A 4,489-nucleotide genomic window follows, 5' to 3' on the forward strand; every position below is an offset into this window, starting at 1 on the left:
AATTGCGTCGTGCATAGGATGTCGATGTGGATATCAATGGAGCTAGCGCCGTCGTCACCGGCGGCGCGTCAGGAATCGGTGCGGCGACTGCCCGCCAGTTGGCCGCCAAGGGTGCCCGGGTCGTCGTAGCCGACCTGCAGGCCGACAAAGGCGAGGCACTCGCCAACGAGATCGGTGGCGTCTTTGTCACCGTCGACGTCACCAATACCGACCAGATCATCGACGCGGTCAAGACCGCGGCCGACCTGGGCCCGCTGCGTGCCTTGGTGAACTCCGCCGGTATCGGCTGGGCCCAGCGCACCATCGGCAAGGACGGTGAGTTCTCGTCCGCACACGACCTCGGCGCCTACAAGAAGGTTCTCGAGATCAACCTCATCGGCACCTTCGACTGCATCCGCATCGCGGCGACCCAGATGGGCAAGAACGAACTCACCGACACCGGTGAGCGCGGTGCGATCGTCAACATGACCAGCGTCGCCGCCTTCGACGGTCAAATCGGGCAGGCCGCGTACTCCTCGTCCAAGGGCGGCGTCGTGGGCCTGACCCTGCCGGTCGCCCGCGACCTGTCCGCGGTCGGTATCCGCGTCAACACCGTCGCCCCGGGCCTGATCGACACCCCGATCTACGGTGAAGGCGAGGCATCGGAGGCGTTCAAGGCCAAGCTCGGCGAATCCGTCCTGTATCCGCGCCGTCTGGGCAAGCCCGACGAGCTGGCGTCCATGGTCGTCGAGCTGCTCACCAACTCGTACATGAACGCCGAGGTGGTCCGCGTCGACGGTGGCATCCGGATGCCACCGAAGTAAGCCTGCGACGTCGAAAGGCCCCTGCCGCCGCGGGGGCCTTTCTGCTTGCGACGGCCACGTCGCTTTTCCGCTAGCAATGTCGGTACCCGGGTGTAAAAGTCGAAGCGTGCACGAGGACTTCGACCGCTGCTACCGGGCCGTGCAATCCAAGGACACCCGGTTTGACGGCTGGTTTGTCACCGCGGTGCGCACCACCGGGATCTATTGCCGGCCGAGTTGCCCCGTGCACCCGCCGTTCGCCCGCAACGTGCGCTTCTATCCGACGGCGGCCGCGGCGCAGCGTGCCGGGTATCGGGCGTGCAAACGGTGCCGCCCTGACGCCTCGCCCGGCTCGCCGGAGTGGAACATCCGCGACGACCTCGTCGCCCGGGCGATGCGCCTGATCGCCGATGGCACCGTTGACCGTGAGGGCGTCACCGGCCTGGCCACCCGGCTGGGTTACACCGCCCGCCAACTTCAGCGGCTGCTTCAGAACGAGACCGGCGCCGGTCCACTCGCCCTGGCTCGGGCCCAGCGGGCACAGACCGCACGGGTATTGATCGACACCACAGATCTCCCCATCGGCGATATCGCTTTTGCCGCCGGCTTTTCCAGCATCCGTCAATTCAACGACACCGTGCGTTCGGTATTCGACTGCACACCAACGGAATTACGCAGAAGCACAGCCACCGGCCGTGGACGTCGTCCGGCAGAAGCAACGTCTCCGGGCACGGTGACACTGCGCCTGCCGGTTCGGACCCCGTTCGCCTACGAAGGAGTGTTCGGCCATCTGGCCGCCAGCGTTGTACCCGGGTGCGAAGAAGTCCGCGAGGGCGCCTTTCGACGAACGCTACGACTCCCGTTCGGCAACGGGATCGTCAGTCTCACACCGGCAACCGACCACGTCCGCTGCGTGCTGGTCCTCGACGACTTTCGCGATGTGACGTCAGCGATTACCCGCTGCCGGCGATTGCTCGATCTCGATGCCGACCCGGATGCGGTGATCGACGTGTTGAACTCCGACGAGGCGCTGGCCCCAGTGGTCGCGAAGGCCCTGGGACAGCGCATTGCCCGGACCGTTGAGGAGGCTGAACTCGCAGTGCGAGCAGTGCTGGGTCAGCAAGTGTCCATGAAGGCGGCGCGCACCCACATCGGCAGGCTTGTCATGGCATATGGCGATGCGATTCACGATACGAACGGCGCACTGACGCATATATTTCCGTCGATCGGGCAACTCGGCGACATCGATCCCGCTCAGCTGGCCGTTCCCGCCTCCCGACGACGAACCGTCACCGGCCTCATCGCGGCGCTCGGCGACGGCAGCGTGGTGCTGAACGCCGGCTGCGACTGGCAGGCGGCTCGCCGTCAACTGCTGTCAGTACCCGGAGTCGGCCCGTGGACCGCAGAAATCATCGCCATGCGAGGCCTCGGCGATCCCGATGCCTTCCCGGTCGGCGACCTTGGATTGCTTTTGGCCACAGCGCGACTGGGCCTACCCACGGATCATCGCGAGTTGACCGCGCGAAGTCGACGATGGCGCCCGTGGCGTTCTTACGCGACACAGCATTTATGGACGACGCTGGAGCACTCGGTGAACCACTGGGCTGTCAAGGAGACCGCATGACGCACTACCGAACCATCGACTCCCCGATCGGTCTGCTAACCCTGGCCGGCCACGGCCAAACGCTGACCAATGTGAGAATGGTCGACCAAACCCACGAGCCGAACCGGGCCGGCTGGTCGGCGAATCCCACGGCATTCGGCGACGCCGTCGACCAGCTCAACGCCTATTTCGCCGGTGTGCGAACCGATTTCGAACTCGAGCTCGAGCTGCAGGGCAGCGAGTTTCAGCGGCGGGTGTGGCAGGCACTGCTGACGATCCCATTCGGTGAGACCCGGTCCTACGGCGAGATCGCAGCACAGATCGGCGCTCCGGGCGCGGCCCGAGCTGTGGGACTTGCCAACGGCCACAACCCAATCGCGATCATTGTTCCGTGCCACCGGGTGATCGGCGCCAGCGGCAGCCTCACCGGGTACGGTGGCGGGCTGGATCGCAAAAGGTCACTCCTGGCCCTGGAGAAGAAGCACCGTTGTCCGGCGTTGCCGTTGTTCGACTCCAGCGCCGACCCGGGCGCCCGGTAACGGCCGCAGCCGCGCGCCAGCGGGTTCAGCGGCCGGCGATAGCCGCTATGGAGTCGGTAGCCCGGGCAGGCCAAGCGGTAGTCCCGGTCCGCCCGCTCCGGGAAGCGGAAACGGCATGTTGCCGTTCGCGACCGACGTGATAAAGCCCGGACATTGCGATTGGATCGCCATGCTGGCCAGGAAGCCCACCATGGGCGGAGCCAGGCCACCTTGGCCGCTCATCTGGGCCGCGCCACTGGCCAGGCTGCTGCCCGGTTTGACCAGCATGGGGCAGATCGACTGTCCCATCTGGGCGATGGCGCTGCTCACCGGACCGTTGTTGCCGATACCCACACCATTGAGAGCCGGCCCGACCGCGTCACCGACCGAATCGGCATGCGCTTCCGGAATCGCCCCCAAAACCGCAGCAAAGACAGCCGCGGTAACGACGACAGGACGCACAACCGAGGTCGCCACGATCTCGACGGTGGCCCACCGGGTGCGGCCATTAGCCGCAGTTGTCCGCTCCCCGGCCGATTTCCTCGTGGTCATGTAGAACTCCCCTCCGTAAGCACTCCATACACATAGAGCACAGGTTTCACTTTGATAACGGTAGGGTAGTTTTGTCACAGTAACAACACGATCACATCACCGTTTGAAACCGTGGCGTTGCGCTACCGCGACCTACGAGACTCGAATGAAACAATCTCGGCTTTTACCTGAGTTTGGACATGTCCGATGGAATTTCGGGGCGTAGTGTCTTGACCAGCACTTTCCTTTGTTGTGGTGGGCGATTTGGGGTACTAAACCGGTAGATTCGTGCGGTGGCGTACGTGCGGAAAGTGCGCACCGCGTCCGGTGCGGTCGCGGTTCAGGTCGCACGAAAAGACCGTGGGCGGGTGGTGATCCTGGCCCATGTTGCTTGTGCCCATACCGATGCTGAGCTGGGCATGCTGCTCGACGAAGCCCGCCAGATCGTCACCGGCGAGCAAGTGGCGTTCGCTATCGAGGTGCGGCACGTCGGACCCGGGTCGCAGATGTGCCGGATTGGCGCCGCCGCAACCAGAAAACCCTGGCCGCCCAGGAGGCCCGCGCAGCGGCACAGCTGACCATCGTGTTCACAGCCCCGGCCGTCTCGCACGCCATCCAAAGCCGTACCGGACTGGCCATCGCCAAGACCGTCAAGCAACTCAGACCCCTACGCAGCGCCGCGGTCGCGGCGGAACTGGACGCCAAGCGAGCGATCAAGCAGGGCACCGAATTGGCCGCCCGGCTGTAGTGGCTCGTCTGTAGTGGCTCGCGGGTCCACTCCCGCCGCGAGCGTGCGCACAATGCCGTCGCTGTCGGCGTGTCGCGGTGCAGACACGCACGCTCGCCGGGAATGGCAGCTACGCCGCTAGCGGGTTGTAGTCGGTGGTGCGCTGGCGGGCTGGGCGGCCGATTCCCTCGGCGATCGCCGCGAGTTCCGACACGGTCTTGGCGGAGCCGAATTCAGAGCCGGCCATCCGCGAGATGGTCTCCTCCATCAACGTCCCGCCCGAAATCCCCGAAGCCCGCGGCCGTTCGAAGCCCGTCCGCTGACGGGT

The 4,489-nt window shown here is 65.4% G+C and carries 5 protein-coding genes and 1 pseudogene; 4 read left to right on the plus strand and 2 right to left on the minus strand.

The window, feature by feature from the left end; genetic code table 11:
- Window positions 1-26 precede the first annotated feature (26 nt).
- The 3 genes from AC2VOU_RS05210 to AC2VOU_RS05220 all read left to right on the plus strand — a co-directional run bounded on the left by AC2VOU_RS05210 (window position 27) and on the right by AC2VOU_RS05220 (window position 2,924).
- Window positions 27-803, plus strand: coding sequence for an SDR family NAD(P)-dependent oxidoreductase (locus tag AC2VOU_RS05210; RefSeq protein WP_486956401.1), 777 nt, complete (start codon window positions 27-29; stop codon window positions 801-803).
- 106 nt (window positions 804-909) lie between these two features.
- On the plus strand, window positions 910-2,406 hold the full coding sequence (locus AC2VOU_RS05215) for an AlkA N-terminal domain-containing protein (protein WP_486956402.1): 1,497 nt from the start codon (window positions 910-912) through the stop codon (window positions 2,404-2,406).
- Window positions 2,403-2,924 carry a methylated-DNA--[protein]-cysteine S-methyltransferase gene (locus tag AC2VOU_RS05220; RefSeq protein ID WP_486956403.1) on the plus strand — a complete coding sequence of 174 codons (522 nt, stop codon included), beginning with the start codon at window positions 2,403-2,405 and terminating at the stop codon, window positions 2,922-2,924. The genes AC2VOU_RS05215 and AC2VOU_RS05220 overlap by 4 nt, the downstream gene beginning before the upstream one ends.
- Window positions 2,925-2,969: 45 nt before the next feature.
- On the opposite strand, the gene AC2VOU_RS05225 is transcribed toward AC2VOU_RS05220, so the two are convergent.
- Window positions 2,970-3,455 carry a DUF732 domain-containing protein gene (locus AC2VOU_RS05225; protein WP_486956404.1) on the minus strand — a complete coding sequence of 162 codons (486 nt, stop codon included), beginning with the start codon at window positions 3,453-3,455 and terminating at the stop codon, window positions 2,970-2,972.
- Between the two features lie 272 nt (window positions 3,456-3,727).
- On the opposite strand from AC2VOU_RS05225, the pseudogene AC2VOU_RS05230 reads away from it, so the two are divergent.
- Window positions 3,728-4,182 (plus strand): annotated as a pseudogene (locus AC2VOU_RS05230) (hypothetical protein).
- Window positions 4,183-4,291: 109 nt separating this feature from the next.
- Here the strand turns inward: AC2VOU_RS05230 and AC2VOU_RS05235 are convergent.
- Window positions 4,292-4,489, minus strand: a 198-nt coding sequence (locus AC2VOU_RS05235; RefSeq protein WP_486956405.1) for a hypothetical protein, incomplete at its 5' end; no start/stop codon positions are given.

It is taken from the genome of Mycobacterium sp. TH-M25 (assembly GCF_057473665.1).

Coding starts and splice junctions, on each gene's coding strand:
- AC2VOU_RS05220 (WP_486956403.1), top strand. CDS start 2,403: ATGACGCACTACCGAACCATCGACTCCCCGATCGGTCTGCTAACCCTG.
- AC2VOU_RS05225 (WP_486956404.1), bottom strand. CDS start 3,455: ATGACCACGAGGAAATCGGCCGGGGAGCGGACAACTGCGGCTAATGGC.